We start from the raw sequence: 26,462 nt of genomic DNA, 5'->3' as shown, positions 1-26,462 counted from the left end.
CGGGGGACGGCCGTACGCCGAACGTCACCTCTGTAGGCTTTTCCGACTTTTACACCATGCGAGAGAAGCGTCACGGCAGGGGCGTGAAAACGCACGAGGCGGGCGGGCGGCACGTCGATGCGCGCCGCCCGCCCGCCTGTTGAACTGGGCCGTCGTAGGACCGCCTATGACACCACCGCGGGATCGACCGGCTTGGCGACCCTGTCGGCGTTGCCTTCGTCACCCATGGCGATGCCACGGCGCTTGGAGACGTAGACCGAACCGACGATCACGAGGAGGGACAGTACGGCGATCGTGACCCGGACGCCGACGTTCTTGTCCTCGCCGTAGCTGAACTGGATGACCGCGGGCGCGATGAGCAGCGCCACCAGGTTCATGACCTTCAGCAGCGGGTTGATCGCGGGACCGGCGGTGTCCTTGAAGGGGTCACCGACCGTGTCGCCGATCACCGTGGCAGAGTGGGCCTCGCTGCCCTTGCCGCCGTGGTGACCGTCCTCGACGAGCTTCTTGGCGTTGTCCCAGGCGCCGCCGGAGTTGGCGAGGAACACCGCCATCAGCGTGCCGGCGCCGATCGCGCCCGCGAGGAACGCGCCGAGGGCACCGACCCCGAGCGTGAACCCGATGCAGATGGGCGCCATCACGGCGAGCAGACCGGGCGTCGCGAGCTCCCGGAGCGCGTCCTTGGTGCAGATGTCGACGACCTTGCCGTACTCCGGCGTCTCGCTGTAGTCCATGATCCCGGGCTTCTCGCGGAACTGGCGCCGCACCTCGTACACCACGGAACCCGCCGACCGCGACACGGCGTTGATGGCGAGTCCGGAGAAGAGGAAGACGACCGCCGCGCCCGCGATCAGGCCGACGAGGTTGTTGGGCTGCGAGATGTCCATCATCAGGCTCATCGGCGCGCCTTCACCGCTGAGCTTCTCGCCCACGTCCCGCGCGCCGGTGGTGATGGCGTCGCGGTACGACCCGAAGAGCGCCGCCGCCGCGAGCACGGCGGTGGCGATGGCGATGCCCTTGGTGATGGCCTTGGTGGTGTTGCCGACCGCGTCCAGGTTGGTGAGCACCTGGGCGCCGGCGCCCTCGACGTCGCCGGACATCTCGGCGATGCCCTGCGCGTTGTCGGAGACCGGCCCGAAGGTGTCCATGGCGACGATCACGCCGACCGTGGTGAGCAGGCCGGTGCCGGCCAGCGCCACCGCGAACAGCGCCAGCATGATCGACGTGCCGCCGAGCAGGAAGGCGCCGTAGACGCCGAGACCGATCAGCAGGGCGGTGTAGACGGCCGACTCCAGGCCGACGGAGATGCCGGCGAGGACGACGGTCGCGGGGCCGGTCAGCGAGGTCTTGCCGATGTCCCTGACGGGGCGCCGGTTGGTCTCGGTGAAGTAGCCGGTGAGCTGCTGGATGACGGCGGCGAGCAGGATGCCGATGCCCACGGCGACGAGCGCGAGGATCCGCGGGTCGCCTTCCTTGGCCGCGATCGCCGCGTCGGTGACACCGTCGAGATCGGCGTACGACGACGGCAGGTAGGCGAACACGGCGATCGCGACCAGCACGATCGAGATCACCGCGGAGATGAAGAACCCGCGGTTGATCGCGGTCATGCCGCTGCGGTCGCTGCGGCGCGGGGCCACGGCGAAGATGCCGATCATCGCGGTGATCACGCCGATCGCGGGCACGATCAGCGGGAAGGCGAGCCCCAGGTCGCCGAAGGCAGCCGATCCGAGGATCAGCGCAGCGACGAGGGTCACGGCGTACGACTCGAAGAGGTCGGCCGCCATTCCCGCACAGTCGCCGACGTTGTCGCCCACGTTGTCCGCGATGGTCGCGGCATTGCGCGGATCGTCCTCCGGAATGCCCTGTTCGACCTTGCCGACCAGGTCGGCGCCGACGTCGGCGGCCTTGGTGAAGATGCCGCCGCCGACACGCATGAACATCGCGATCAGCGCGGCACCGAGACCGAATCCTTCGAGCACCTTCGGCGCGTCGGCCGCGTAGACGAGCACCACACAGGAGGCGCCCAGCAGACCGAGCCCCACCGTGAACATGCCGACGACGCCGCCCGTGCGGAAAGCGATCTTCATGGCTTTGTGCGAGACAGCGGTGAGATCTCTTTCCGGCTCACCTTCCGCAGGGGTCGCTTCCCGTGCCGCCGCGGCGACACGCACATTGCTGCGCACGGCGAGCCACATGCCGATATAGCCGGTGGCCGCCGAGAACGCGGCGCCGATCAAGAAGAACACCGATCGGCCGATGCGCTGATTCCAGTCGTCCGCGGGCAGCAGCATGAGCAGGAAGAACACGACGACGGCGAATACGCCGAGCGTGCGCAGCTGCCGGGCCAGATAGGCATTGGCGCCTTCCTGGACCGCTGCCGCGATCTTCTTCATGCTGTCGGTGCCCTCGCCCGCCGCGAGCACCTGGCGCACCAGGACGCCGGCGACCACGAGAGCGGCCAGCGCGACGACCCCGATGATCGTGATGATGATCCGGTTGTCGTCCGTCAGTACCGCGGCTGCGAGGGTTGTGGGGTGGTCAAGCTGATGAGGGGTAGAAAGCCCCGCCATTCGTCCTCCTTGACGCTTGGGCTGAGCTCAAGATGTGGACGGATTCTAGGTACCGGAACCTGATCAAAACAGATGGCGGTAAACGGAATTGGCCTTCACATGCCGTTCAGCAAATGATCGACATCAGGCCACTGAACCCGAAAGTGCTAACGCCCTAAAACCATTGACGCCCGAAATGCGCTTGATCAAATTATCGGCTGCTGATCGTGAATTCTTTCACGAATTCTCGTACGCCGACGGGACAAACACGAAGGGGCCCTGGTGAACAGGGCCCCTTCGGGATGCAGTACGTCGAGTTCGGGATGCGGTACGTCAGGCGGGTGAGGTCAGGGGAGCACCGCGACCGGCGGCGTGGTGGGCCACCTCATGCGGATCAATCCGCCGTGCTCGCCTGCGGAGACCTCGACGTCGTCGACGAGGCCGCTGATGACCGCGAGGCCCATCTCGTCCTCCTCGGCCTCCACATCGCCCTCGCCGGGCGCGCCGGGGACGCGTTCGCCGGGTACGGTGTGCGGCGCTTCGTCGCCGACCTCGATGGAGAACTGCTTCTCCTCCTCGATCAGCGCCACCTTCACCGGCGCCGTGATGCCCACGCTCTGGTGCAGTCCGACGGCACGGCTGCATGCTTCGCCGACGGCGAGTCGCACCTCGTCGAGGACGGCCTCGTCCACTCCGGCCCTGCGCGCCACCGCTGCCGCCACCAGTCGGGCGGTCCTGACGTGCTCGGGCAGCGCGCTGAAGCGGAGTTCAACGGTGGCCATGCATCCCCCTCCGAACTACGGGCGTGCTGTCCGGAGGACCGGGCCGCCGAAAGCCCGGTCCCCCTTCACTTTCCACTTCCGCCGGGCGGGGCACGCCCTACGACGGGCCCCGCCCGGTGATCAGTCGGTCGCCGCTACCGCTTCCTCGACCGAGGTGTGGATCGGGAACACCTTGGTGAGGCCGGTGATGCGGAAGATCTTGAGAATGCGCTCCTGGTTGCAGACCAGGCGCAATGAGCCCTCATGGGCACGCACACGCTTCAGACCGCCGACCAGTACGCCGAGCCCGGTGGAGTCGAGGAAGTCCACGCCCTCCATGTCGACGACGAGGTGGAAACTCCCGTCGTTCACCAGCTCGACCAGCTGCTCGCGCAGCTTGGGCGCGGTATATACGTCGATTTCGCCACCGACCTCGACGACCGTACGATCGCCGACGGTACGGGTCGACAGGGACAGGTCCACGGATCCTCCAGCACCTTGCTATCGAGCGGTCGCCCCTCGGGACACCTCGGCTTGCAGCCCCCAGGACGGTTCGCCAGCCGCGATGGCATTCAATCACTTACCGGCAGGCGTGCACGACGCCTTGGTCCCATTGTCCGTCACGCCGGTGACACACTCGGTGCCGATGGCCAAGAATCACCGATCCGATCGAACCCCGACGGGCCCTGTATCCAGGGTGGACCCGGGCACGGTGCTGGGCAGGCTCGCCTCGGGGCCGAGCCGCGCTTCGCGCATCACTCATACGGAGCATGTGCCCCCGCGGGCGGGTCGCCATGCCGTCTGGCCCGACCGGATCCGCGCCGAGGTCATCGCCGCCGTGCAGCACGCGGGAATCGAACACCCCTGGGCCCACCAGGCAAGGGCCGCCGAGCACGCCCTGGACGGCGACTCGGTGGTGGTCGCCACGGGCACGGCCTCCGGCAAGTCCCTGGCCTACCTCGTGCCGGTCCTGTCGACCCTGCTGGACGGCTCCGAGGCCCCGAACGGCCGCGGCGCCACCGCGCTCTACCTGGCCCCCACGAAGGCCCTTGCGGCGGATCAGTGCCGCTCAGTGAAGGAACTTTCACATCCGCTGGGCAATTCTGTTCGGCCGGCCGTGTACGACGGCGATACTCCGTTCGAGGAACGCGAATGGATCCGGCAGTACGCCAACTACGTCCTCACCAACCCCGACATGCTCCATCGCGGCATACTCCCGTCCCACCCGCGCTGGTCCTCCTTCCTGAAGGCGCTCCAGTACGTCGTCATCGACGAGTGCCACACCTACCGAGGTGTCTTCGGCTCCCATGTCGCCCAGGTCCTGCGCCGGCTGCGCCGCCTGTGTGCCCGCTACGGCTCCTCTCCCGTGTTCCTGCTGGCCTCCGCGACCGCCGCGGAGCCCTCGGTGGCCGCCCGCCGCCTCACCGGCCTCCCCGTGGTAGAGGTCGCCGACGACGCCTCCCCACGCGGCGAACTGGTCTTCGCCCTCTGGGAGCCCCCGCTCACCGAGCTCCAGGGCGAGAAGGGCGCCCCCGTCCGCCGCACGGCCACCGCCGAGACGGCCGACCTGCTGACCGACCTCGCCGTCCAGGGCACCCGCACGGTCGCCTTCGTGCGCTCCCGGCGCGGGGCCGAGCTGATCTCGGTCATCGCCCAGGAACGCCTCGCCGAGGTCGACCGCACCCTCGCCCGGCGTGTCGCGGCCTACCGCGGCGGCTACCTCCCCGAGGAGCGCCGCGCCCTGGAACAGGCGCTCCACTCCGGCGAACTCCTCGGCCTGTCCGCCACCACCGCCCTGGAACTCGGCATCGACGTCTCCGGCCTGGACGCCGTCCTGATCGCCGGCTACCCGGGCACCCGGGCCTCCCTCTGGCAGCAGGCGGGCCGCGCCGGGCGCTCCGGGCAGGGGGCGCTGGCGGTCCTGGTCGCCCGGGACGACCCACTGGACACCTACCTCGTCCACCATCCCGAGGCCCTGTTCGACCGCCCGGTCGAATCCACGGTCCTCGACCCCGACAACCCGTATGTCCTGGCACCGCACCTGTGCGCGGCGGCCTCCGAAATCCCGCTGACCGAAGAGGACCTGGACCTCTTCGGTCCCGAGACCGAGGCGCTGCTGCCGCAGCTGGAGGCCGCGAAACTGCTGCGCCGCCGCACGAAGGCGTGGCACTGGACGCGCCGGGAACGGGCCGCCGACCTCACGGACATCCGCGGTGAGGGCGGCCGTCCGGTCCAGGTGGTCGAGGCCGGGACGGGCCGCCTGCTCGGCACGGTCGACGCGGGCGCCGCGCACGGCACGGTGCACGAGGGCGCGGTGCACCTGCACCAGGGCCGCACCTACCTGGTCCGCTCCCTCGACCTGGAGGACTCGGTCGCCCTGGTCGAGGAGGCCGCCCCGCCGTATTCGACGGTCGCCCGGGACACCACGGCCATCTCCGTCCTGGAGACGGACATCGAGATCCCCTGGGGCGACGGCCGCCTGTGCTACGGCTCCGTCGAGGTCACCAACCAGGTCGTCTCCTTCCTGCGTCGTCGGATCATCACCGGTGAAGTACTGGGCGAGACGAAACTCGACCTCCCTCCTCGTACGCTGCGCACACGCGCGGTCTGGTGGACGGTCACCGAGGACCAGCTGGACGAGGCCCGGATCAACCCGGAGATCCTCGGCGGCGCCCTGCACGCCGCCGAGCACGCCTCGATCGGCCTGCTGCCCCTCTTCGCCACCTGCGACCGCTGGGACATCGGCGGCGTCTCGATCCCGCTGCACCCCGACACGCTGCTCCCCACGGTCTTCGTCTACGACGGCCACCCCGGCGGCGCCGGCTTCGCGGAACGCGCCTTCCACACCGCCCGTGCCTGGCTCACCGCCACCCGCCAGGCCATCGCCTCCTGCGAGTGCGACGCCGGCTGCCCGTCCTGCATCCAGTCCCCCAAGTGCGGCAACGGGAACGATCCGCTCCACAAGCGGGGAGCCGTCCGGCTGCTCACGGTGCTGCTGCGGGGGGCGCCGGAGGAGGGGGAGTTGACGCCGTCGCAGCCGACAGAGCCGACGGGAAGCGGGGCGTCCGGGGCGGGGCCCGACGGGGTATCCGTCCTGGCGGGGAACGCGGGTGGGCGGCCTGGAGGGGCGGGTTCTGCGCGGGACGGGGAACCTGGCCCGGCAGAGGGCGGCGAGCCCGGCCGCCCGGCGGGAAGTGGAGCGGGCGAGTCCGCCCCGGCGCGAAGCAGAGCGGGCGAGTCCGCCCCAGCAGGATGCGGGGTGGATGTCCCGTCCGGGGAGGATCCCGTTTCGACCACGGACTGTCCGACCACGGACTGTCCGACCACGGACTAGTCAGGGTGGTCGATGTCGGCTGCGGAACCGGCCCAGGACCACTCCCCCCCATCAGCCGGTGCTTCCCACAGTCCCGACGCCGCTCTGAGGAGATCCGGTCGGCTGGTCCTCCCCCGCGGCGGCTGCCGGCGAACGCCCCGTCGGCAGCGCGGAGCCCGCAGGCCCCGCCCGCGCTCTGACCTCCGCTGCGAACGGCCCCCGGCCCGACGCCGCCGTGACGTCCGCGATCTCGCCCACCACCGCGCACCGCACCAGCCGCGCCCCTTGTGCCCGGGCCACCCGCTCCGCCCGGGCACAGGCCACCTCACCGCCCTGCGTCCAGTGGTCGGCCGCTGCGAGCGCGGCGAGATCGGCACCGCCGGCCGCGTGATGCCGTGTCACCACGGCCTTCCCCAGGGCGAGGACGATGCCGAAGACGACGCAGAGTACGGCGATGGCTGCGACGCTCCAGACGGTGGCCGAGCCTTCATCGGATCGCAGGGTCGCGGTGGGTCCCTGCGGCGCGCCCTGGCCGGTGTCCCGCCCGCCGACAGCCCCTTGGCGGCACGCTCCGCCCGGGCCACGGCTTGCCCCGACCTCCCCTCTCATGTCTCCGCCCCCACCATCTCCTCCGCCGACGCCACGGCCTCCTCCCGCACCTCGAAGGGAAGTCCGCGCAGCAGGGGTGGCCTGGCCACGACGGTGACGCGGACCTGGTCCCCCTCCCGACCGACCGTGACCGTCGCACCATGCGGTGCCGCCTCGCGGGTCACCTCGATGACCGCGTCGGCCGGGTCCTGCCTGGCTGCCGCGCGGGCACCCGTCCGAGCCGCGTCCACGCACTGGATCTGCGCCGCCACTACGAGCAGCCCCCACACCAGCGCCATGGCGAACATCACCAGCACGGGCAGCACGACAGCCGACTCAGCCGTCACGAACCCCTCGTCGGCCCCTCGGCCCGCCTCCGGGTCGGGCCCGCACTCGTCCTTCTCCTGTTCACATCCGTGCATCGAGCGCCTGCTTCACGATGGCCTGAAGCTGCTCGCTGACCTGCCCGCTCGTCACAACCTTGTAGAGCACCACGGCGAATGCCACCGCCGCGACGATCCCCATCGCGTACTCGGAGGTGACCATTCCCTCGTCCCTCCGCGCCGCCCGCATCCTGCACACCATCGCGCGCATACGCGCCCGTACTGCCTTGCACATCTCAAACCCCCGTAAGGTCCTGTCCCACTTGGAAGCAGCTGTCTGCGCCTGCTGCCGAACTGCCGTCAGTCATCTGCCGTCAGCCATCTGTCCGTTGTCTCTCGTCTGCCGTCTGCCGTACGCCGTACGCCAACTGCGTCTGCCGTCGGGCGATCTGCATGCCCTCGTCACCCACCACCCCCTCCCAGCACCCCGCCCGCCAGCCCGATCACCACCGGCGCCACACCGACCGCGATGAACGCGGGAAGGAAACACATTCCGACCGGGGCCGTGACCATGACTGCGGCCTGCCTCGCCCGTTCCGTCGCATCCCGTGCCCTGCCGGCGCGAGCCTCCGCAGCGAGCCGTGTCACCGGTCCGGCTGCCGGAAGCCCCGATACATCGGCCCGCTCCAGCAACCGCGCCAACGCCCCGGCCCCCGGCAAGGAGGACAGCCGCTGCCACGCCTCACCCGGATCACCGCCGAGCCGCATCTCGGCAGCGCCCCGCGCCAACCCGTCTCCGACAGGACCGCCCAGCGCGTCACCCACGGCCTGCGCCGCGATCACCGGGCCGGCCCCCGCCGCGATACAGGCCCCTAAAAGGTCAGCGGCGAGGGGCAGTTGCCGGGCGACCTCACCGGCGTCGACCTGCTCCTCGACGTCACCCATGGCCTCTTGTCGACGCCGCCACAGCCACAGCCCGCCCGCGATGAGCAGCCCTGTCGCGACCCCGGCCACCCCCCCGACCAGCACCCAGCCGGCGCCTACGACCGCCGCCATGGGCAACCCATGCCGCACGCCCCGCCGCGGATCGAAGCTCATGCGTTTCGACTTCACGTCCCTGGTCGTCACCAACGAGTCCAGTCGTCGTCTGACCCTCCTCTCGTGCCGAACAGTCACCGCCCACCGCAACAGCCACCACCCGACCAGCGCCACACACAACGCCACCCCCAACCTGTGGACAACTTCCGCACTCACGACCGCCCCCACCCTGTGGACAACGTCCGCCAGTCCGCCATCACAGCCGTCACCGCCCTCTCAGCCCTCACCGCGCCCACTACTCACGTCGCCTCGGCTCCCCGCACGATCCGCATGGCCCACCACATCCCCAGCCCCTCCAACGACCCGCCGACCACCAGGCACCCGAATCCGGCCCCGGTATGCAGCAGCACACGCAGCGGGTCGGCCCCCATGGCGGCACCGAGCAGCAGCCCCAGGACCGGCAACCCCGCGAGCATCGCCACCGTCGATCGAGCACCCGCCAACTGAGCCCGTAGATCGGCACGTTGGTCCCGCTCTGCCCGCAACGCCCCTTCCAGTCGGTCAAGGCCGGCCGCGAGTCCCGCGCCCTGGTCCACAGCCACCCGCCAGCAAGCCGCCAGCCCCGACAGCCCCTCGGCGCCGGGTTGCCGTGCCGCGACTGCGAGCGCTCCCGGTACATCTCCGCCGAATCGGGCCGCCGCCAACACCACGGCCTGCGCCTCGCCGAGTCCACCCGAGTCCCGTGCCGCCCTCAGCAACGCCTCTCCCGGCTGCCTCCCGGCCCTCACCTCCCCGGCAAGCGCCCCGCAGAGCGCGATCACCGCGTCCCCGCGCCGCTCCCTGGCCCTCCGCGCCTCGCGAACCAGCCGTGCTCTCCGCAGCAACGGCACCCCGATCGCCCCCGCGACGACCGGCAGCACCGACGACCCCAGCACGCCCAGGACCAGCCCGACGGCCGCCGCCCACCACTCGGCCCGCAACCGTCCCCGCAGCCGTTTCAGCGCCCCGGCGAGCTGCCGCCAGTCGGCCGCGCCGGCCCGCACCGCCCCACCACCCGCGAACAACAACTGCGTTCGCCGCGCCCCGGAATTCGGCCCACCCGTCAAGCAGACGACCGCCCCCAGGGCCATCACCGCCGCGCCCCACGACATCCCACCCATTCAGCCCACCGAACCCCTCACCAGACACCTCGCCATCAACCCGCCCCTCAGCCCACGCCCCAGCCCTCAGCCCCTCAGCCCGCGCGTCAGCCGTCACCCGTCAGCCCACGCCCCAGCCTTCGGCCGCTCAGGCCCTGAGGCCCTGAGGCCCTCAGATCACGCCACCCCTCACGGGCCTCCACCTCCCTCACCGCCCGCACCTCGCAACAGCCCCCGCAGCCGCTCCCACCCCCGCTCGTACACGAAGGCCTGCGCGCCCCACCGCAGCGCCGGCACTGTCCGCACCAGCCCCGACGGGTCCCGCTCCAGCACATGGACCTCGGCGATCCGCCGCCGCCCGGCGTGGTCGCGTACGAGATGGAGTACGACCGACAAGGCGGACGCCAACTGGCTGTGCAAGGCGGCCCGGTCCAACCCGGCTGCCGTACCGAGGGCCTCCAGCCGCGCGGGGACGTCCGCCGCCGCGTTGGCGTGAACCGTCCCGCAGCCTCCCTCGTGGCCCGTGTTCAAGGCGGCCAGCAGATGGACGACTTCGGGCCCGCGCACCTCGCCCACGACCAGCCGGTCCGGCCGCATCCGCAGCGCCTGCCGCACCAGGTCCTCGAGCGTGACGAGTCCGGCGCCCTCCTGATTGGCGGGTCTGCTCTCCAGCCGTACGACATGCGCATGGTCCGGCCTGAGTTCCGCCGAGTCCTCCGCGAGCACGATTCGCTCACCCGGCCCGACCAGACCGAGCAGCGCGCTCAGCAGCGTTGTCTTACCGCTGCCCGTGCCACCACTGATCAGGAACGACAGGCGTGCGTCGACCAGCGCGCGCAGTACCCGGTCCCCGCCAGGGGGCACCGTGCCGGCGGCGACCAGCTCGTCGAGCGTGAACGCGCGTGGCCGTACCACCCGCAGCGACAGGCAGGCACAGCCAACGGCGACCGGCGGCAGCACCGCGTGCAGCCGCGTTCCGTCGGGCAGCCGGGCGTCCACCCAGGGCCGCGCGTCGTCCAGCCGCCGTCCGGCGACCGCGGCGAGCCGTTGCGCGAACCGACGTACCGCTGCCGCGTCCGGGAAGGAGACGGACGTCAGCTCCAGGCCGCCGCCGCGGTCGACCCAGACCCGGTCGGGAGCCGACACCAGCACGTCCGTCACCGACGGATCGGCCAGCAGCGGCTCCAACGGGCCGCTCCCGACCAGCTCGGACCGTAACTGCTGGGCTGCTCCGAGGACTTCGGCGTCGCCCAGCACCCTGCCCTGCTCCCGCAGAGCCTGCGCCACGCGTGCGGGCGTCGGCTCACCCCCGCTCTTGGCCAGCCACTGCCGCACCCCGTCGAGCAGCCCTGCCGCCATACCGGCCCCGGCCGCCCCGGCCACACCAGCCACACCAGCCACACCAGCCACACCAGCCACACCAGCCACACCAACGGTCCCGACCGCCGCCTGGTCCTGCGCCCATCGCGCAGAAGGCAGGCCCGCCCGAAGGGTCGAAGGCTCCTCCAGTTCAATCGAGCCCCGCCCCGCACCAGCCGCGCTCACCGCGCGATCCACCACGCGCCCCGAAGCGTCTCCCGCCACTCCATTCGAGGCCCACCGCGGCGCGGCCCTACGCCCGCTGCTCCCCCTGCTCCCCGCATTCCCGCCTGACCGCCACCGCTCGGGCACAGCCCGCACCGACCCCGCCGCACTCCCGCGCACCCAGTCGAGCTCTGAACCCGTACTCCTGCCGTTCTCGGTCACGCCGCCCTCGTCTCCAGCAACGCGTGCTCCCAGAACTCGCGGCAGAACCGGGCCAGCGGCCCACGCCCCGCCGCCCCCGGCGGAGCCTTGCTCTCGTGCGGTCGCAGCAGGCCCGACTCGACCGGCACCTCGCCCACGAGCGGGAGCTCCAGCAGCCGGGCCACCTCGCGATCGTCGAGGCCCGGCCCGTATGGCCCGCGGACCGCCACTCGCAGGTCCCGCAGGACCATGCGCACCGCCGAGGCCACCTGCCGGGCCGCGGCGACGGCGCGCAGTTCGGCGGGGACCACGAGGATCCCGACGTCGAGCTGCGCGAGGGCTTCGGCGACCCCGTCGTCGATGCGGCGGGGTAGGTCGACGACGACCGAGCCACCCCGGCGCCGGGCTGCGGCGAGCACCGCTCGCATCGCCTGCGGAGGCACAGCCAGACAGTCGCCGCGATCCCAGCTCAGCACCCGCAGGGAGTGCAGCTTCGGCAGTGACTCCTCAAGAGCGCCGCTGCCGAGCCGCCCACGTGAGCCGGCGAAGGACGGCCAGCGCAGACCCTCGGTCGCCTCGCCGCCTAGGAGGACGTCGAGTCCGCCGCCCAGCGGATCGGCGTCCACGAGGAGCGTGCGCAGTCCCTCACGCGCGGCGGTCAGGGCGAGGGCGCATGCGAGCGTGGAGGCTCCCGCGCCGCCTCGGCCGCCGATGACCCCGACGGTGAGGGCGGGGCGGCCGACGCCCTCGGCGACGTCGGCGATGCGGTCGACCAGCCACTGTTCCCCGTCGGGCAGCATCAGGACGTGATCGGCGCCGATCTCCACGGCCCTGCGCCAGACCCCCGGATCGTCCTGGTCCCGGCCGACCAGCACCACCCCACCTCTGCGTCCGGCGCCCCGCACGCGGCGTGCGGCGTCGTCGCCGACCAGCACGAGCGGCGCGGCTTCCCAACTGCCTCTGCGCTCGGGCATTCCGTGGTGGACCTCGGGTGTGGCGCCGGCTGCCGCGCACAGGCGCAGCAGGTCGTCGAGCAGCTCGGCGTCCTCTGTGACGATCAATGGCTTGCCCGGCCGCCCTGAGGCGGGGGGCGGTGGATCGTGTGTGACGGCTGCGGTCACGGTTTCCATCCCCCTTCGCTGCATCGCTCGCGCAGCCCTGCGGCCCCGCGAATCACAAACATGTGAAGAACCGGCAACCGGTCTCCATATGAACGGCCGATAGGAACCGGCCAAACACACCCGACTAACCCGAACCGGCCATGAAGTCGGCCCGAGCGGCGTGCGCTGGAATCACGGTGCAGCGATCCCAGAAATCGTGTGGATCTTGGTCGATAACTGTGGACAACTCGGCGCCTGTGAATATCGCCGTCACCCATACCGGTGACCCCGCCACCGACCCCTGTGCGACTTCCGCAGAGCAGCGCGACGACTACGCACAGTGATGAATCATGAGCATGCTCAAGAGGCGGCCGAAGCCGCCTGGTCCCGGCCCTTCGGCCGCGCATAAAACAGGAAAACCCACCCGGACATGCGACGACCCCCGCCGGGGGGGAGAGCGGGGGTCGTCTCCACGGCCGACTCGGGGGGGGAGGAGTCGGACCGGGTTAGCACGGTCGCGAACGATCCGTGACTTCCATGGTGTACCCGAGAGCCCTCTCAGGCAAACCCACGCGCCCACCTTACGCCGAATGGGCTGCGCCTATGCTCTGGGTCGTGGAAAACCACTCCTTGCCCCGCACAGCGGCCTTCTTTGACCTGGACAAGACGGTCATTGCGAAGTCGAGCACGCTCACCTTCAGCAAGTCCTTCTACCAAGGCGGTCTGATCAACCGCAGGGCCGTCTTGCGCACCGCATATGCCCAGTTCGTCTTCCTGGCCGGCGGCGCCGACCACGACCAGATGGAGCGCATGCGCAAGTACCTGTCCGCGCTGTGCCGCGGCTGGAACGTCCGTCTGGTCAAGGAGCTCGTCGCCGAGACGCTGCACGATCTGATCGACCCGATCATCTACGACGAGGCCGCCTCCCTCATCGAGGAGCACCATGCCGCCGGCCGCGACGTCGTGATCGTGTCCACGTCCGGCGCCGAGGTGGTGGAACCGATCGGCGAGTTGCTCGGCGCCGACCGCGTGGTGGCCACGCGCATGGTCGTGGGCGACGACGGCTGCTTCACCGGGGAGGTGGAGTACTACGCCTACGGCCCGACCAAGGCAGAGGCGATCAAGGAGCTGGCCGAGTCCGAGGGCTACGACCTCGCCCGCTGCTACGCCTACAGCGACTCCGCCACCGACCTGCCGATGCTTCAGTCCGTCGGCCATCCGCACGCCGTGAACCCGGACCGTCCACTACGTCGCGAGGCACTCGCGCGCGGGTGGCCGATTCTCGACTTCAGCCGCCCGGTCCGGCTCAAGCAGCGATTCCCCTCCTTCTCGGTGCCGCCGCGTCCCGCTCTGGTCGCGGCGGCGGCCATAGGAGCCGCCGCGGCAACCGCGGGCCTCGTCTGGTACGCGAGCCGACGCCGCACGGCGCTCGCCTGACCTGCGCTCGCCCGACGCACCACCCGCCGACCTGCGCCCACCGCTTTCGCGCATCCCGGCCGGCACATCGATGCCCGTTTGACGCGTTTTTGAGAGTAAAAGTAAAGAACTGCAGCGAACCCTTCCGATTGGTTGGGTCCTGGAGTACAAAGGACTCAACGGCCCGCGAGACCAAGGACATCCGAGAGGATCACCTTTAAAACGCATTTGGCCCCACGGACCGAGCATGAACATCGGGCACCCACGCGACGTCGACCCGTCGATTACGGGCCAGCCGCACCAGGGACGGGCAAAGTTCCCGACCTGATGGGCAACATATCGAGGACGCTTGGTAACCCGGTGAACATGCCAGCGGCGGTACGAATCCCTCGTACCGCCGCATACTTGTCGGGCCCCCTGCGGGGCCCTTTTCTCGTACCTGCCCTACGACCCTCGCCTCGCACGAACCCGCACGCGCGCGTGCGTCATGCCGCGCCGCGCTGGAGCGCCTCGCACACCGCCGTCGACTCTCGCGCCCCGAGCTCGATGGCCCTGCCGCAGTGAGTGATCCAGGCGGCGACACCTTCAGGAGTGCCTGAGACATAGCCGTCGAGCGCTGCCAGATAGGCCGCCCGGCCCAGTTCCGCGTGGCCGACCTCGGCCGGGCAGACGGACTTGGGGTCGAGGCCGCTGCCGACCAGCACGATGCGCTGGGCCGCTCGCGCGACCAGGCCGTTGTGGGACGTGAAGGGGCGCAGCGCGAGCAGCTCGCCGTGCACGACGGCGGCCGTCACCAGGGCCGGGGCCGAACTGCCCGCGATGATCAGCTCGGACAGCCCCTCCAGGCGCCCGTGCACCTCCGCGGCGCTCGGCGGCGCCAGCTCGACCAGCGGCTCGTCGACCGCCTCGCCCTCCTGACGCGGGCGCCCGACCTTCTCGTCAGTGCCGGCCGCCGCCACCAGATGCAGCCGGGCGAGCACCCGCAGGGGCGACTGCCGCCAGATGGACAGCAGTTGACCCGCCTCGGCGGTCAGCCGCAGGGCCGCGCCCATGACACGCGCCTCGTCGTCACCGCTGAAGTCGGTGCGCCGACGGACCTCTTCGAGCGCCCAGTCGGCACCGGAGAGCGCCCCGGAACCGCGGGCGCCGCGCAGGGCCGCCTCGGAGGTGATCTCGCTGCTGCGGCGCCGCATGATCCGGTGCCCGTAGACCCGGTCCGCGGCCTTGCGCACGGACTCCACGGACTCGGGCACACCGGGCAGTGCCCCGAGGGCCGCGAGCGGATCGGCGGTCGCGCCTGTCGTACTCATGAGTACGACACTACGCACCCCGCGCCCCCACCCTACGATCGAGTGGCCTTCTTCACGCCCGGCTGCCACACACAGCAACCGCACCACTACGCTTGGTGAACATGAAAATTGCTTTCGTCGGGAAGGGCGGCAGCGGCAAGACGACGCTGTCCTCGCTGTTCATCCGCCACCTCGCCGCGACCGGCGCGCCAGTCATCGCCGTGGATGCCGACATCAACCAGCACCTGGGAGCCGCGCTCGGCCTCGACGAGGCGGAGGCCGCCGCGCTGCCGGCCATGGGCGAACGGCTGCCACTGATCAAGGACTACCTGCGCGGCTCCAATCCACGGATCGCCTCCGCCCAGGCGATGATCAAGACGACACCCCCCGGCGCGGGTTCTCGGCTGGTGCGGGTGTGCGAGCAGAACCCGGTGTACGACGCCTGCGCCCGGCCGGTGGAACTCGACGGCGGTGCCGTCCGTTTGATGGTCACCGGCCCCTTCACCGACTCCGATCTGGGGGTCGCCTGCTACCACTCCAAGACCGGAGCGGTGGAGCTGTTCCTGAACCACCTGGTGGACGGTCCCGACGAATACGTCGTGGTCGACATGACGGCGGGCTCGGACTCCTTCGCCTCCGGCATGTTCACCCGCTTCGACATCACGTTCCTCGTCGCCGAGCCGACCCGGAAGGGGGTCTCCGTATATCGCCAGTACAAGGAGTACGCCCATGACTTCGGTGTCGTCCTGAAGGTCGTCGGCAACAAGGTGCAGGGGCAGGACGACCTCGACTTCCTCCGCGCCGAGGTCGGGGACGACCTGCTGGTGACCGTCGGGCACTCGGACTGGGTGCGTGCGATGGAGAAGGGCCGCCCGCCACGGTTCGAGCTCCTGGAGGACGCCAACCGCCTCGCCCTGCGCCGCCTGCGTACGGCCGTGGACGCGACGCACGAGTTGCGCGACTGGGAGCGCTATACGCGCGAGATGGTGCACTTCCACCTGAAGAACGCCCGGTCCTGGGGGAACGAGCGCACCGGAGCCGACCTGGCTGAGCAGATCGACCCCGGGTTCGTCCTCGGCGAGAGCGCCGGCGCCGTCGTTGAGAACAACTCCCGCCTTACGCCTACTGCTTGACCGCCGGCGCCCCGGGCACACCCCTCGGAGGCGGGGCCGGGTTGCCGGACAGGAAGGCCGCCCAGCCCTGCTTCGGGGCCTCGCCGACGCCCAGTGTGCGCAGCTTCGTCAGGGTCGCCGGGTCCTGTGCGTCCAGCCAGTCGGCGAGCTGCCGGAAGGAGACACAGCGCACGTCGGGCTTGTTGCAGACCGCTTCGATGACCTCCTCGACGGCCCGCATGTAGGTGCCGCCGTTCCAGGACTCGAAGTGATTGCCGATGATCAACGGCGCACGGTTGCCGTGGTAGGCCCGGCGGAAGCCCATGAGCAGGCCGTCCCGCATCTGGTCGCCCCAGAAGGCGTGCTTGGCGGGATTGCCCTGGCTCGTGGTGCCCGACTGGTTGACCATGAAGTTGTAGTCCATGGTGAGCTGCTCGAAGGAGTGCCCGGGGAACGGCACGAGTTGCAACGACAGATCCCACAAGCCTCCCTTCTTGGTGGGCCACAACTGGTTGTTGACGCCGCTCGAGTCATAGCGGAAGCCCATGTCCCGGGCGGCTCTTACGAAGTTTTTCTGGCCTTCGAGACAGGGTGTGCGGGCGCCGATGAGTTCCTTGTCGTAGTCGAAGGGCAGAGGGCCCGCCTTCGTCATACCGGTGTTGGTCTTCCAGGACTTCACGAACTTCTTCGCCTGGACGATCTCGTCCTTCCACTCGTCCACCGACCATTCGCCGACTCCGCCGCCCCGGCCGCAGAAGTGGCCGTTGAAATGGGTGCCGATCTCGTTGCCTTCCAGCCAGGCCAGACGCAGCTGCCGCACGGTGGCGGCGATGCCCTCCCGGTCGTTGAAGCCGATGTCGCTGCGTCCCGGGGAGTGCTGCGGGGGGCGGTACAGGTCGCGTTTCTCTTCGGGCAGCATGTACACGCCGCTCAGGAAATACGTCATCGTCGCGTTGTTGGCCTTGGCGACCCGGCGGAAGTGGGAGAAGAGCTTCTGGCCGTCCTCGCCTGCCCCGTCCCAGGAGAACACCACGAACTGCGGGGGTTTCTGCCCGGGCTTCAGCCGCTCGGGTCTGGGCAGGTGCGGCTGCGCGCCGGTGTACGCGGTGGATCCGTCGCCGATCAGCCGCACGGGGCTCTTGGGCGCAGGCGCCGCCGGCTTCGCCTTCTCGGGCCCGGACACCCCTCGCCCGGCCGGATCGGAGTCGGTCGAGCAACCGGCGAGCGACGCGGCGCAGACCGCGGCGATCGCAGTGCCCGCGGCGATCCGGTGCGTCGCGGTGATCTTGCTGGGGGCGGCGATCCTGCGGGTGGCGGCCATGTTCCGTCCACCTTCCTTTTCTCGGGTGGCGACAGCGCCGCCAAGGTCGCACGGGACCGAAAAGGAATTAGTACGACAAGCCGACTAATTGGCTACTTCACTCTCCAGGGGGATTTATTAGTCCATTTGCTCGGAAAAGCTATTCCAGCCCTTTACTCTGCATTACGATCCATTTACCGACTGTTGTTCATCCCGCCGCTGCATGCCGTGACCACACGGCCGCGACCCGACCCCTCGTTCGAGAGCGGGGGACCACCAGATCCGCGACCGCGCTGCCCCGGAGGAGACGGGAAACATGTCCGCCTGCGTCCCCACCCGCGCCGACGACCCAAGTCGAGCGGAACGCACCCGCCAACCCCACAGCCCGCCGCCCCGGCACCGCCGCCGTGGCATCGCGGGCGCCGATGTATCGGCCTCGATCGCGGTCTTCCTGATCGCACTGCCCCTGTCCCTGGGCATCGCCCTGGCCACCGGCGCGCCCCTCCAGGCCGGCCTCGTCGCCGCAGCCGTCGGAGGCCTCGTCGCCGGTTGGCTCGGCGGCGCCCCGCTCCAGGTCAGCGGCCCCGCGGCCGGCCTCACCGTCGTGACCGCCGACCTGATCCAGCAGTACGGCTGGCGGACGACCTGCGCCATCACAGTCCTCGCCGGGCTCGCCCAACTGGGCCTGGGCTCCCTGCGCGTGGCGCGCGGCGCGCTGGCCGTGAGCCCCGCCATCGTGCACGGCATGCTCGCCGGCATCGGTGTCACCATCGCCGTCGCCCAGCTGCACATCGTCGTCGGCGGCACCCCCCACAGCTCCGTCCTAGACAACCTCCGGGTGCTGCCCGCCCAGTTGGCCGAGCTTCAGGCCGCCGCCGTGTCGGTGAGCGCGCTGACTCTGGCGCTGCTGCTGCTCTGGCCAAGGATCCCCGGGCGGATCGGAGGGCTGCTGCGCAAGATCCCGGCACCACTAGTCGCCGTCACCGGCGCCTCGTCGGCCGCCTCGCTCGCCGGGCTGACGCTGCCCAAGGTGGACCTGCCGTCCTGGCGCAGCCACGCACTGGCGGGACTGCCGGAAGGCCCGGTGCTCGGCCTGATCGCCGCGGTGCTGACCACCACGCTGGTGTGCAGTGTGCAGTCACTTCTCGGCGCGGTCGCCGTGGACAAGATGGTGGCCGCGCGCCCCGGGCTGCCCGCCCGCGTCGGCCGCTCCGATCTCGACCGCGAACTGCTCGGCCAGGGCGCCGCCAACATCGTCTCCGGCACCCTGGGCGGGCTGCCCGTCGCCGGCGTTGCCGTGCGGAGTTCGGCGAATGTGCAATCCGGTGCCGTCAGCCGGAACTCCACGATGCTGCACGGCGTTCTCGTAGTAGTCGCCACGCTGCTGATGGTTCCGATCCTGGAGCTCATCCCGCTCGCCTCACTCGCCGCCCTGGTGATGGCCGTCGGCATCCAGATGGTGTCCCTGAACCACATCCGCACGGTTACCCGCCACCGCGAGGTGCTCGTCTACGCCGTCACCACCCTCGGCGTGGTCTGCTTCGGGGTCCTGGAGGGCGTGGCCCTGGGCATCGCCATGGCCGTGGCCGTCGCCCTGCACCGCCTCACCCGCACCCGCATCACCCACGACGAGAAGGAAGGAGTCCATCACGTACATGTACGAGGACAGTTGACGTTCCTCGCGGTCCCCCGGCTCAGCAGGACCCTGCATCTCGTCCCGCAAGGATCCCGCGCCGTCGTGGAGTTGGACGGGTCGTTCATGGACCACGCGGCGTACGAGTCACTTCAGGACTGGCAGAACACCCACTCCGCGCAGGGCGGCTCCGTCGAGCTGGTCGGTCGCAGAGCCGGAGTCCGGATCGGTGAGCCCACCACTTCGATCGGCCTTCATCTGGACGCCGGGTCGGTCGTGGCCGAGTCCGCCGGCTGCCGCTGCCACCCCTGGACGCCCTGGCGCAACCATCAGTGCGAGATCCCGGAGTCTGGTCCTTCCCGGGACGGCCGCGACGGCCTCGCCGGGGAAGCACAGGCGGACGGAGCCGACGGCACCGACGGGTACGGTCCTGGCCCCGGATCCGGTCCTGCCCCCGGCTCCGGAGCGTCCCGCACCTCCGACGCCTCCAACGCCTCCGGCACGACGGCCCGGACCGACACGGCCGGCATGGTCGGCATGGTCGGCATGGTCGGCATGGTCGGCACGGCTACCGGAACCGGTGGGGCCGGTAGGGCCGACAGGTCTGGCAGGACCAGTGGGGCCGGCGGCAAGGCCGGTGAGTCCAGCGGAGACAGCGGATCCGGCAAGGTCGACAGCCTCAGCGGGGCCGGCGACCCCAGCGGTGACCACCGTTCCGCAGGGTCCGCCAGCTCGGGCCGGTCTGGACGGTCAGGCCGGTCGGGACGGTCGGGTGAGGGCAGAACCGACGTCAGTGGTGGGTCCGACGGGAGTCGGCAGAGCTCGCATCAACTGGCCCGCGGCATCAGCGCGTTCCAGCGCAACACCGCACCCCTGGTGCGGGGCGAGCTGGCGCGGCTGGCGCGTGAGGGGCAGCAGCCCTCCCAGCTGTTCCTCACCTGCGCGGACTCCCGGGTGGTCACCTCGATGATCACCTCCAGCGGTCCAGGCGACCTGTTCGTGGTGCGCAACGTGGGCAACCTCGTTCCGCTGCCCGGCGAGGAGAGCGGGGACGACTCGGTGGCGGCGGCGATCGAGTACGCCGTGGACGTGCTCCAGGTGCGGTCGATCACGGTGTGCGGTCACTCCGGGTGCGGGGCCATGCAGGCGCTGCTCAGTTCCGAGCCCGGTGCCCCGCAGACCCCGCTCCGGCGGTGGCTGCGGCACGGGCGTCCCAGCCTGGAGCGGGTGTCGGACGAGAGCAGGCCGTGGGCCAGACTCGCCGGACGGGCACCGGCCGACGCGGTCGAGCAGCTGTGTCTGACCAATGTGGTCCAGCAGTTGGAGCATCTGCGCGCCCACGAGTCGGTGGCCCGGGCCCTCGGTGCGGGCGAGCTGGAGCTGCACGGGATGTACTTCCACGTGGGTGAGGCTCAGGCGTATCTGCTCACAGAAGGGCAGGACGACGAGGTGTTCGACGACGTGGGGGTGGCGGATCTGTCGGTGTGAGACAGGCAGGTGCCGTGCGGTCCCCTCAGGAGCGGGGCCGCACGGTCGTGTGGGGCGGCTGTCTCATCTGCCGGCCGAAGCTCCGGAAGTGACTCGGTTGCGGCTCGGAACGTGGTTCGGAATGCGGCTCGGACGTGACTCGGTTGCCACTGGGATGCCGCTCTGGGCGTAAAAGGGACGACAGACCTGAACCGCCTCCCTCCCCCGTCCGTGGGAACGGATGACACCGGGCGCCGAAAGGGGCACCGGGATCCGCCGGTCGACAGGTCTAAACCAATTTTCGGTCGACCCTTGTCATCGGACCCCCGGGTCTGATGAGCTGTGGCCTGGGACACAACGGACACCCTGGGAAAGGGAGATGTCGTGAGCAACGAAAGCCTGGCCAACCTGCTGAGGGAAGAGCGCAGGTTCGCACCCCCCGCCGACCTGGCCGCGAGCGCCAATGTCACGGCGGAGGCGTATGAACAGGCCAAGGCTGACAGGCTCGGCTTCTGGGCCGAGCAGGCCCGTCGGCTGACCTGGGCCAAGGAGCCTACCGAGACGCTGGACTGGTCGAACCCGCCGTTCGCCAAGTGGTTCAAGGACGGCGAGCTCAACGTCGCGTACAACTGCGTCGACCGGCATGTCGAGGCAGGGCACGGCGACCGCGTCGCCATCCACTTCGAGGGCGAGCCCGGTGACAGCCGCGCCCTCACCTACGCACAGCTCAAGGACGAGGTCTCCAAGGCGGCCAACGCCCTGGTGGAGTTGGGTGTGCAGAAGGGCGACCGGGTCGCCGTCTATATGCCGATGATCCCCGAGACGGCCGTCGCGATGCTGGCCTGCGCCCGTATCGGCGCCGCTCACTCGGTCGTCTTCGGCGGTTTCTCGGCGGACGCGCTGGCCACCCGCATCCAGGACGCGGACGCGAAGGTCGTCATCACCTCCGACGGCGGCTACCGGCGCGGCAAGCCCTCGGCGCTGAAGCCGGCCGTGGACGAGGCGATCGGCAAGGTGGACGACGTCCGGCATGTGCTCGTCGTCCGGCGCACCGGTCAGGACGTGGCCTGGGACGACAGCCGTGACGTGTGGTGGCACGAGATCGTGGACCGGCAGTCCGCCGAGCACACCCCCGAGGCGTTCGACGCCGAGCAGCCGCTGTTCATCCTCTACACGTCCGGTACGACGGGTAAGCCGAAGGGCATCCTGCACACCTCCGGCGGTTACCTCACCCAGACCGCGTACACGCACCACGCCGTCTTCGACCTCAAGCCCGAGACGGACGTGTACTGGTGCACCGCCGACGTCGGCTGGGTCACCGGCCACTCGTACATCGTGTACGGACCGCTGGCCAACGGGGCGACGCAGGTCATGTACGAGGGCACGCCGGACACACCGCACCAGGGCCGGTTCTGGGAGATCGTGCAGAAGTACGGGGTGACGATCCTGTACACGGCGCCGACCGCCATCCGTACGTTCATGAAGTGGGGCGACGACATCCCCGCGAAGTTCGACCTGTCCTCGCTCCGCGTCCTGGGCTCGGTCGGTGAGCCGATCAACCCCGAGGCGTGGATCTGGTACCGCAAGAACATCGGGGCCGAGCGCACCCCGGTCGTCGACACCTGGTGGCAGACCGAGACCGGCGCGATGATGATCTCGCCGCTGCCGGGCGTCACCGAGGCCAAGCCCGGTTCGGCGCAGCGGCCACTGCCCGGCATCGCCGCCACCGTCGTCGACGACGAGGCGAACGAGGTGCCCAACGGCGGGGGCGGCTATCTGGTGCTGACCGAGCCGTGGCCGTCGATGCTGCGCACCATCTGGGGCGACGACCAGCGGTTCATCGACACGTACTGGTCGCGGTTCGAGGGCAAGTACTTCGCCGGTGACGGCGCGAAGAAGGACGACGACGGGGACATCTGGCTCCTCGGGCGCGTCGACGACGTCATGCTCGTGTCGGGCCACAACATCTCCACCACCGAGGTCGAGTCCGCGCTGGTCTCGCACCCGTCCGTCGCCGAGGCGGCCGTCGTCGGCGCCGCGGACGAGACGACCGGCCAGGCCATCGTCGCGTTCGTGATCCTGCGCGGTACGGCGGCGGAGACCGAGGACCTGGTCGCCGAGCTGCGCAACCACGTCGGTGCCACGCTCGGTCCGATCGCCAAGCCGAAGCGGATCCTGCCGGTGGCCGAGCTGCCGAAGACCCGCTCCGGCAAGATCATGCGCCGCCTGCTGCGGGACGTCGCCGAGAACCGCCAGCTCGGTGATGTGACGACGCTGACCGACTCGACCGTGATGGACCTCATCCAGGCGAAGCTCCCGGCGGCGCCGAGCGAGGACTGAGCCCGACGCCGCTGACCGGCTCGACGGGCTCGGTCGGCTCGACGGACTCGGTCGGCTCGACGGACTCGGCCGGTACGGCGGACTCGGCCGGTACGGCGGACTCGGCCGAGTCCGGACTGAGCACGACCACCAAGGGCACCCGGCACAGAGCGCGCCGGGTGCCCTTCGGGTACGTACGGTGGACCTCGACGGATGCACTCCGGCGCATCTTTAGGTAAGCTAAGCAAAACAGTCTCAACCACAGGTGCGCCGGGAAGTCTGGTCGGCATGTGCTCTGTCATGCCCACCGACCGGAGGTCCCCTCGTGGCCGCGCCCCGCACCACCGCCCCCGTCCGCAAGGTCCTGGGACGGCTGTCCCTGCCCGAGCGGAAGTTCGTCGCGGACGCGCTGCGCACCGAGACCGTCGGCGGTGTGCTGCTGCTCATCGCCGCCATCACCGCGCTGATCTGGGCGAACGTGCCCGCGCTGCACGACAGTTACGAGAGCGTCGGCCACTACCACCTCGGCCCCGAGGCCCTCGGCCTGAATCTGTCCGTGGAGCACTGGGCCGCAGACGGGCTTCTGGCGATCTTCTTCTTCGTCGCCGGGATCGAACTCAAGCGTGAACTGGTCGCAGGCGATCTCAAGGACCCCAGGAAGGCCGTCCTGCCGGTCGTCGCCGCGCTGTGCGGGATGGCGGTGCCCGCGCTCGTCTACACCCTGACCAATGTCACCGGCGGCGGCTCACTGCAGGGCTGGGCCGTGCCGACCGCCACCGACATCGCCTTCGCGCTCGCCGTGCTCGCCGTCATCGGCACCTCCCTGCCGAGCGCGCTGCGCGCATTCCTGCTCACGCTCGCCGTCGTCGACGACCTCTTCGCGATCCTGATCATCGCGATCTTCTTCACCTCGCAGATCAACTTCGCCGCGCTCGGCGGGGCGGTCGCGGGCCTGGTCGTCTTCTGGCTGCTGCTCAGGAAGCGGGTGCGCGGGTGGTACGTGTACGTCCCGCTCGCCGTCGTGATCTGGGGGCTGATGTACAACAGCGGCGTCCACGCCACCGTCGCCGGCGTCGCGATGGGCCTGATGCTGCGCTGCACCCGGCACGAAGGCGAGGCGCACTCCCCCGGCGAGCACATCGAACACCTTGTACGCCCCCTGTCGGCAGGGCTGGCCGTGCCGCTGTTCGCGCTGTTCAGCGCCGGTGTGGCCGTGTCCGGAGGCGCCCTTGGGGATGTGTTCAGCAGGCCGGAGACGCTGGGCGTCGTGCTCGGGCTGGTCGTCGGCAAGACGATCGGCATCTTCGGTGGCACCTGGCTGACGGCACGTTTCACCAGGGCCTCGCTCAGCGACGACCTGGAGTGGGCCGATGTGTTCGCCGTCGCGGCCCTCGCGGGCATCGGCTTCACCGTCTCGCTGCTCATCGACGAGCTCGCCTTTCAGGGCGATGCCGCACTCACCGACGCGGTCAAGGTCGCCGTACTCCTGGGGTCCCTCGCCGCGGCGGTCCTCGCGACGGTGCTGCTGAAGATACGGAACGCCAAGTACCGCCGGATGGTCGAGGACGAGGAGCGCGACGAGGACGCGGACGGTATCCCGGACATCTACGAGCAGGACGAACCGGAGTACCACCTGCGCATGGCCGCCCTCCACGAGCGCAAGGCCGAGGAGCACCGGCGTATCGCCGAGGAGAAGCGCGCGGCGCGCCACGCGCTTGGCGAAGTGGCGGGCGGGGCAGGCGAGGAGGAGCAGCGTCGGGCATGATCTGACGGGACGGTACAAAAGACGGAACCGTACGCACTCAGGCAGAACACGGAACCGTAATGACGAGGGAGACCGCGATGAGCGCACCCGACGGCAGCCCGGTCGGCGCCGAACGCAGCATCGGCCAGCTGTTCGCCTCGGCGACGACCGAAATGTCCGCGCTGGTGCACGACGAGATCGCGCTGGCGAAGGCGCAGCTCAAGCAGGATGTGAAGCGCGGCGCGACGAGCGGCGGCGCGTTCACGATGGCCGGCGCCGTGCTGGTGTTCTCATTGCCGATGCTGAACTTCGCCTTGGCGTACGGCATTCGGACCTGGAGCGACTGGAACCTCGCGATCTGCTTCGTGCTGTCCTTCGCGGCCAATGTCCTCGTCGCCGGGATTCTCGCGCTGATCGGCGTGGTCTTCGCGAAGAAGGCCAAGAAGAGCAAGGGCCCGCAGAAGGTCGCCGCCTCGATGAAGGAGACGGCGGGCGTCCTGCAGAATGCCAAGCCGCACCCGCGCCCCGCCCCGGCGCCGGAGCTGGAGGACCGCGCGCCGGCGGCCATCGAGGCTGTGGCACGCTCGTCGTCATGACGGAACCCGCCACCCCTTCGGCGCAACCTGCCTCGGCCGTACGACTCGACGGTCCCTGGACCCACCGGGACGTGGCCGCCAACGGTGCGCGCTTCCACATCGCCGAGCTGGGCGACGGTCCGCTGGTGCTGCTGCTGCACGGATTCCCGCAGTTCTGGTGGACCTGGCGGCATCAGCTCGTCGCGCTCGCGGACGCAGGTTTCCGGGCCGTCGCGATGGACCTCAGGGGCGTCGGCGGCAGCGACCGTACGCCGCGTGGCTACGACCCGGCCAACCTCGCCCTCGACGTCACCGGTGTGATCCGCTCCCTGGGCGAGCCCGACGCCGCGCTGGTCGGCCACGACCTGGGCGGCTATCTGGCATGGACGGCGGCAGCGATGCGCCCCAAGCTCGTACGGCGGCTTGCGGTCGCCTCGATGCCGCACCCCCGGCGCTGGCGCTCGGCGATGCTCGCGGACGTCAAGCAGACGAGTGCGAGTTCCTACATCTGGGGGTTCCAGCGGCCCTGGATCCCCGAGCGGCAGCTGACCGCCGACGACGGGGCGCTCGTCGGCCGGCTGGTGCGGGACTGGTCAGGGCCGCGGCTGCCGGAGGACGAGGCGGTGGAGACGTACCGGCGCGCGATCTGCATCCCGTCGACGGCGCACTGCTCCATCGAGCCGTACCGCTGGATGGTGCGCTCGCTGGCCCGTCCCGACGGCATCCAGTTCAACCGGCGCATGAAGCGGCCCGTGCGGGTGCCGACGCTGCATCTGCACGGCTCGCTCGACCCCGTGATGCGCACGCGCAGCGCGGCCGGCTCGGGCGAGTACGTCGAAGCGCCCTACCGCTGGCGGCTGTTCGACGGACTCGGGCACTTCCCGCACGAGGAGGATCCCGTCGCCTTCTCCACCGAGCTCATCAACTGGCTGAAGGATCCCGAACCCGATCGGTGACCGCGCCGGTGCGCCCGGTATCCGAAACTGAACACCTGTCCTACGAACAGCCAATTGCCTGGCGCATAGGCCAATTGGGGGCGCCAGAGGCGGTTATCGACCTTGGGGCGGGGGC

Annotated in this window: 21 protein-coding genes; 8 read left to right on the top strand and 13 right to left on the bottom strand. The window is 70.3% G+C overall.

Going from position 1 to position 26,462, the window contains the following annotated elements:
• Nucleotides 1–164: 164 nt before the first annotated feature.
• From ACHBTE_RS26275 to bldG, 3 genes are all read right to left on the bottom strand, one after another.
• Entirely contained in the window at nt 165–2,570 is a 2,406-nt protein-coding gene (locus tag ACHBTE_RS26275) for a sodium-translocating pyrophosphatase (RefSeq protein WP_394726565.1), read from the bottom strand.
• A 326-nt stretch (nt 2,571–2,896) separates the two neighbouring features.
• On the bottom strand, nt 2,897–3,331 hold the full coding sequence (locus ACHBTE_RS26270) for an ATP-binding protein (protein WP_394726564.1): 435 nt from the start codon (nt 3,329–3,331) through the stop codon (nt 2,897–2,899).
• Between the two features lie 120 nt (nt 3,332–3,451).
• Entirely contained in the window at nt 3,452–3,793 is a 342-nt protein-coding gene (gene bldG, locus ACHBTE_RS26265) for an anti-sigma factor antagonist BldG (protein ID WP_003975386.1), read from the bottom strand.
• An 82-nt stretch (nt 3,794–3,875) separates the two neighbouring features.
• Between bldG and ACHBTE_RS26260 the strand changes: the two genes are divergently transcribed.
• Complete coding sequence (locus ACHBTE_RS26260; RefSeq protein ID WP_394726563.1) at nt 3,876–6,644, top strand: DEAD/DEAH box helicase; 2,769 nt, start codon at nt 3,876–3,878, stop codon at nt 6,642–6,644.
• A gap of 51 nt (nt 6,645–6,695) precedes the next feature.
• Here ACHBTE_RS26260 and ACHBTE_RS26255 read toward each other — a convergent pair whose 3' ends face one another.
• The 7 genes from ACHBTE_RS26255 to ssd form a co-directional block, all read right to left on the bottom strand.
• Nucleotides 6,696–7,232: an Rv3654c family TadE-like protein gene (locus ACHBTE_RS26255; protein ID WP_394726562.1), complete on the bottom strand. Its 537-nt coding sequence runs from the start codon at nt 7,230–7,232 to the stop codon at nt 6,696–6,698.
• Nucleotides 7,229–7,633 (bottom strand): TadE family type IV pilus minor pilin, encoded by a 405-nt coding sequence (locus ACHBTE_RS26250; RefSeq protein ID WP_394726561.1) that lies wholly within the window; start codon nt 7,631–7,633, stop codon nt 7,229–7,231. Before ACHBTE_RS26250 ends, ACHBTE_RS26255 begins: the two co-directional genes overlap by 4 nt.
• Nucleotides 7,620–7,829, bottom strand: coding sequence for a DUF4244 domain-containing protein (locus ACHBTE_RS26245; RefSeq protein ID WP_394726560.1), 210 nt, complete (start codon nt 7,827–7,829; stop codon nt 7,620–7,622). The genes ACHBTE_RS26250 and ACHBTE_RS26245 overlap by 14 nt, the downstream gene beginning before the upstream one ends.
• Before the next feature lie 167 nt (nt 7,830–7,996).
• Nucleotides 7,997–8,788: a type II secretion system F family protein gene (locus tag ACHBTE_RS26240; protein WP_394726559.1), complete on the bottom strand. Its 792-nt coding sequence runs from the start codon at nt 8,786–8,788 to the stop codon at nt 7,997–7,999.
• Nucleotides 8,789–8,871: 83 nt separating this feature from the next.
• A complete protein-coding gene (locus ACHBTE_RS26235; RefSeq protein ID WP_394726558.1) occupies nt 8,872–9,732 on the bottom strand; it encodes a type II secretion system F family protein in 861 nt (286 codons plus the stop codon).
• A 168-nt stretch (nt 9,733–9,900) separates the two neighbouring features.
• Entirely contained in the window at nt 9,901–11,070 is a 1,170-nt protein-coding gene (locus ACHBTE_RS26230; RefSeq protein WP_394726580.1) for a TadA family conjugal transfer-associated ATPase, read from the bottom strand.
• Nucleotides 11,071–11,453: 383 nt separating this feature from the next.
• Nucleotides 11,454–12,566, bottom strand: a complete 1,113-nt coding sequence (gene ssd, locus ACHBTE_RS26225) for a septum site-determining protein Ssd (RefSeq protein WP_394726557.1) — start codon at nt 12,564–12,566, stop codon at nt 11,454–11,456.
• 573 nt (nt 12,567–13,139) lie between these two features.
• Between ssd and ACHBTE_RS26220 the strand changes: the two genes are divergently transcribed.
• Nucleotides 13,140–13,973: an HAD family hydrolase gene (locus tag ACHBTE_RS26220; RefSeq protein ID WP_394726556.1), complete on the top strand. Its 834-nt coding sequence runs from the start codon at nt 13,140–13,142 to the stop codon at nt 13,971–13,973.
• Nucleotides 13,974–14,437: 464 nt separating this feature from the next.
• Here the strand turns inward: ACHBTE_RS26220 and ACHBTE_RS26215 are convergent, their stop codons facing one another.
• On the bottom strand, nt 14,438–15,262 hold the full coding sequence (locus ACHBTE_RS26215; RefSeq protein WP_394726555.1) for an oxidoreductase: 825 nt from the start codon (nt 15,260–15,262) through the stop codon (nt 14,438–14,440).
• A gap of 101 nt (nt 15,263–15,363) precedes the next feature.
• On the opposite strand from ACHBTE_RS26215, the gene ACHBTE_RS26210 reads away from it, so the two are divergent.
• Complete coding sequence (locus tag ACHBTE_RS26210) at nt 15,364–16,374, top strand: ATP-binding protein (RefSeq protein WP_394726554.1); 1,011 nt, start codon at nt 15,364–15,366, stop codon at nt 16,372–16,374.
• On the opposite strand, the gene ACHBTE_RS26205 is transcribed toward ACHBTE_RS26210, so the two are convergent.
• Nucleotides 16,364–17,638 carry a hypothetical protein gene (locus ACHBTE_RS26205; protein ID WP_394726579.1) on the bottom strand — a complete coding sequence of 425 codons (1,275 nt, stop codon included), beginning with the start codon at nt 17,636–17,638 and terminating at the stop codon, nt 16,364–16,366. The genes ACHBTE_RS26210 and ACHBTE_RS26205 overlap by 11 nt on opposite strands.
• A gap of 331 nt (nt 17,639–17,969) precedes the next feature.
• Between ACHBTE_RS26205 and ACHBTE_RS26200 the strand changes: the two genes are divergently transcribed.
• Both ACHBTE_RS26200 and acs read left to right on the top strand, forming a co-directional pair.
• Nucleotides 17,970–20,774, top strand: a complete 2,805-nt coding sequence (locus ACHBTE_RS26200; RefSeq protein WP_394726553.1) for a bifunctional SulP family inorganic anion transporter/carbonic anhydrase — start codon at nt 17,970–17,972, stop codon at nt 20,772–20,774.
• Between the two features lie 363 nt (nt 20,775–21,137).
• On the top strand, nt 21,138–23,093 hold the full coding sequence (gene acs / locus ACHBTE_RS26195; protein WP_394726552.1) for an acetate--CoA ligase: 1,956 nt from the start codon (nt 21,138–21,140) through the stop codon (nt 23,091–23,093).
• Here acs and ACHBTE_RS26190 read toward each other — a convergent pair.
• The gene (locus ACHBTE_RS26190; protein ID WP_394726551.1) at nt 23,053–23,301 is read right to left on the bottom strand and encodes a hypothetical protein; all 249 of its coding nucleotides are present in this window, start codon (nt 23,299–23,301) and stop codon (nt 23,053–23,055) included. The genes acs and ACHBTE_RS26190 overlap by 41 nt on opposite strands.
• Before the next feature lie 96 nt (nt 23,302–23,397).
• On the opposite strand from ACHBTE_RS26190, the gene nhaA reads away from it, so the two are divergent.
• The 3 genes from nhaA (at nt 23,398) to ACHBTE_RS26175 (ending at nt 26,347) form a co-directional block, all read left to right on the top strand.
• A complete protein-coding gene (gene nhaA / locus ACHBTE_RS26185; protein ID WP_394726550.1) occupies nt 23,398–24,837 on the top strand; it encodes a Na+/H+ antiporter NhaA in 1,440 nt (479 codons plus the stop codon).
• 77 nt (nt 24,838–24,914) lie between these two features.
• Nucleotides 24,915–25,412 carry a phage holin family protein gene (locus ACHBTE_RS26180; RefSeq protein ID WP_394726549.1) on the top strand — a complete coding sequence of 166 codons (498 nt, stop codon included), beginning with the start codon at nt 24,915–24,917 and terminating at the stop codon, nt 25,410–25,412.
• Nucleotides 25,409–26,347, top strand: a complete 939-nt coding sequence (locus tag ACHBTE_RS26175; RefSeq protein WP_394726548.1) for an alpha/beta fold hydrolase — start codon at nt 25,409–25,411, stop codon at nt 26,345–26,347. The genes ACHBTE_RS26180 and ACHBTE_RS26175 overlap by 4 nt, the downstream gene beginning before the upstream one ends.
• The last annotated feature ends 115 nt before the right edge of the window (nt 26,348–26,462 follow it).

Source organism: Streptomyces sp. M41 (assembly GCF_043673425.1).
In the GTDB taxonomy this organism is placed as follows: Bacteria; Actinomycetota; Actinomycetes; order Streptomycetales; family Streptomycetaceae; genus Streptomyces.
This window is presented reverse-complemented; position numbering and strand designations above follow the sequence as displayed.

Bases quoted from the DNA above. Each gene is read 5' to 3' on its own strand.
- ACHBTE_RS26220 (WP_394726556.1), top strand. From the start codon at position 13,140: ATGCTCTGGGTCGTGGAAAACCACTCCTTGCCCCGCACAGCGGCCTTC.
- ACHBTE_RS26175 (WP_394726548.1), top strand. From the start codon at position 25,409: ATGACGGAACCCGCCACCCCTTCGGCGCAACCTGCCTCGGCCGTACGA.
- ACHBTE_RS26210 (WP_394726554.1), top strand. From the start codon at position 15,364: ATGAAAATTGCTTTCGTCGGGAAGGGCGGCAGCGGCAAGACGACGCTG.
- ACHBTE_RS26230 (WP_394726580.1), bottom strand. From the start codon at position 11,070: ATGGCGGCAGGGCTGCTCGACGGGGTGCGGCAGTGGCTGGCCAAGAGC.
- ACHBTE_RS26235 (WP_394726558.1), bottom strand. From the start codon at position 9,732: ATGGGTGGGATGTCGTGGGGCGCGGCGGTGATGGCCCTGGGGGCGGTC.
- ACHBTE_RS26245 (WP_394726560.1), bottom strand. From the start codon at position 7,829: ATGTGCAAGGCAGTACGGGCGCGTATGCGCGCGATGGTGTGCAGGATG.
- ssd (WP_394726557.1), bottom strand. From the start codon at position 12,566: ATGGAAACCGTGACCGCAGCCGTCACACACGATCCACCGCCCCCCGCC.
- ACHBTE_RS26250 (WP_394726561.1), bottom strand. From the start codon at position 7,633: ATGCACGGATGTGAACAGGAGAAGGACGAGTGCGGGCCCGACCCGGAG.
- ACHBTE_RS26255 (WP_394726562.1), bottom strand. From the start codon at position 7,232: ATGAGAGGGGAGGTCGGGGCAAGCCGTGGCCCGGGCGGAGCGTGCCGC.
- ACHBTE_RS26180 (WP_394726549.1), top strand. From the start codon at position 24,915: ATGAGCGCACCCGACGGCAGCCCGGTCGGCGCCGAACGCAGCATCGGC.
- ACHBTE_RS26260 (WP_394726563.1), top strand. From the start codon at position 3,876: ATGGCATTCAATCACTTACCGGCAGGCGTGCACGACGCCTTGGTCCCA.
- ACHBTE_RS26270 (WP_394726564.1), bottom strand. From the start codon at position 3,331: ATGGCCACCGTTGAACTCCGCTTCAGCGCGCTGCCCGAGCACGTCAGG.
- ACHBTE_RS26275 (WP_394726565.1), bottom strand. From the start codon at position 2,570: ATGGCGGGGCTTTCTACCCCTCATCAGCTTGACCACCCCACAACCCTC.
- ACHBTE_RS26190 (WP_394726551.1), bottom strand. From the start codon at position 23,301: ATGCGCCGGAGTGCATCCGTCGAGGTCCACCGTACGTACCCGAAGGGC.
- ACHBTE_RS26215 (WP_394726555.1), bottom strand. From the start codon at position 15,262: ATGAGTACGACAGGCGCGACCGCCGATCCGCTCGCGGCCCTCGGGGCA.
- ACHBTE_RS26200 (WP_394726553.1), top strand. From the start codon at position 17,970: ATGTCCGCCTGCGTCCCCACCCGCGCCGACGACCCAAGTCGAGCGGAA.